The sequence below is a fragment of the Vibrio fujianensis genome, from assembly GCF_002749895.1.
In the GTDB taxonomy this organism is placed as follows: domain Bacteria; phylum Pseudomonadota; class Gammaproteobacteria; order Enterobacterales; family Vibrionaceae; genus Vibrio; species Vibrio fujianensis.
Map to the genome: position 1 here is coordinate 1 of NZ_NBUS01000038.1, position 1,519 is coordinate 1,519.

At 42.3% G+C, this 1,519-nt stretch carries 1 protein-coding gene, 1 tRNA gene and 2 rRNA genes; 3 read left to right on the forward strand and 1 reads right to left on the reverse strand.

What is annotated here, in order from left to right:
• Window positions 1–143: 143 nt before the first annotated feature.
• The 3 genes from rrf (B7C60_RS03940) to rrf (B7C60_RS03950) all read left to right on the forward strand — a co-directional run bounded on the left by rrf (B7C60_RS03940) (window position 144) and on the right by rrf (B7C60_RS03950) (window position 565).
• A 5S ribosomal RNA gene (gene rrf, locus B7C60_RS03940) occupies window positions 144–259 on the forward strand.
• An 83-nt stretch (window positions 260–342) separates the two neighbouring features.
• Window positions 343–418: transfer RNA gene (locus tag B7C60_RS03945), tRNA-Thr, on the forward strand.
• Between the two features lie 31 nt (window positions 419–449).
• Window positions 450–565, forward strand: a 5S ribosomal RNA gene (rrf, locus tag B7C60_RS03950).
• 41 nt (window positions 566–606) lie between these two features.
• Here rrf (B7C60_RS03950) and B7C60_RS03955 read toward each other — a convergent pair.
• On the reverse strand, window positions 607–1,395 hold the full coding sequence (locus B7C60_RS03955) for a DUF547 domain-containing protein (RefSeq protein WP_099610529.1): 789 nt from the start codon (window positions 1,393–1,395) through the stop codon (window positions 607–609).
• Between the last annotated feature and the right edge of the window lie 124 nt (window positions 1,396–1,519).

A 1,519-nucleotide genomic window follows, 5' to 3' on the forward strand; every position in this document is an offset into this window, starting at 1 on the left:
GTAAGCGTTGTGAGGCGTTGAGCTAACCTGTACTAATAGCCCGTGAGGCTTAACCATACAACACCGAAGAGGTTTTGGTGGACTCAATAGAGCGCATTGAATGTGTAGAGAATGAAAACAGCTTTCCGAATTAACCAAATTTGCTTGGCGACCATAGCGTTTTGGACCCACCTGATTCCATGCCGAACTCAGCAGTGAAACGAAACAGCGTCGATGGTAGTGTGGGGTCTCCCCATGTGAGAGTAGAACATCGCCAGGCACCAATTTAAACTTCTTAACCATAATGTTGAGAAGTGACTCTAGCGCTGATAATAAGCGAACTAGCAGTTTAAAAATAGATCTGCTGATATAGCTCAGGCGGTAGAGCGCATCCTTGGTAAGGATGAGGTCCCCAGTTCGATTCTGGGTATCAGCACCAGTGATTCAATAGCTTCAGCTATAAAAATTCACTTGGCGACCATAGCGTTTTGGACCCACCTGATTCCATGCCGAACTCAGAAGTGAAACGAAACAGCGTCGATGGTAGTGTGGGGTCTCCCCATGTGAGAGTAGAACATCGCCAGGTACTCATTTGAAAATCCTCTGTAGTAATACAGAGGATTTTTGCTATTTACGATTTAATTGCCAATCGTATTCATAGCGAAAACTTCGCTTTATTCTTTCATCATTAGCTAGCTTTGGACGATAGCGAATAAGGTGATCCAATAATTCATCTTGTGAACCAAAATCTTCAGCGTACCATTGATAAATAGATGATAGAATCAAACGTCGATGGTTACTCTTAACGCCTTTATCGCTGTTAATGAATTCATAAGCAGCCTGTTCCAGTAAACGCTCAGTATTATCTGCAGTAAATGCTTCAGGTTGGAGATTGGGACAACCAAGGCTGGCACAATTGACCACATAATGAATTCTTGCGTCTTGCCAGATAGGCCGCAAAATTCGATGCTCAATATCATTAAGAGTCAGCTTTTGATTAGCGATTTCTATTAATGGTAGATCCCAAGGTCCAAAGCGAAACCAGCCACCAATCTTGGTAATCGATGATACAGGATAATGGTCAATGACTACTTTGACAGTGAGTGCGTTATATAAGTTGATCCAGTAAGCGTACTGCTGTTGCTTATTTAGCGTTCTCGGATCTAGCCTTGTCAGGGTGTCAATATAAGCTTGTAATTTTTCTCGGTCCGAGGCTTGTAGATTGGCATAATCGAAAACGGTATGCATGCCTTGTTGAGATAGGTAGCTATCGAGCAGTTGTTGCCAAGTTTGATGAGAGACCTCTTGTAGATTGGATTGGTCATGTTGATCCCAGTAATTCCACAATTCAGATTTAGGTGCGGCGGTGATCGATAATGACCAGCATAAGGTTAAAAGCGACAGTAAGTATTTCATAGATTCCTTAATGAGAAAAAGCAGAATGCAGCCAGCAGACAGTGTAGTTCAAATGAGAAGATTAAAAAGTAAGGGCTGCCTAGGCAGCCCTTTTTCTAATAGTCGTTGAGTTATCTAAGCTAAA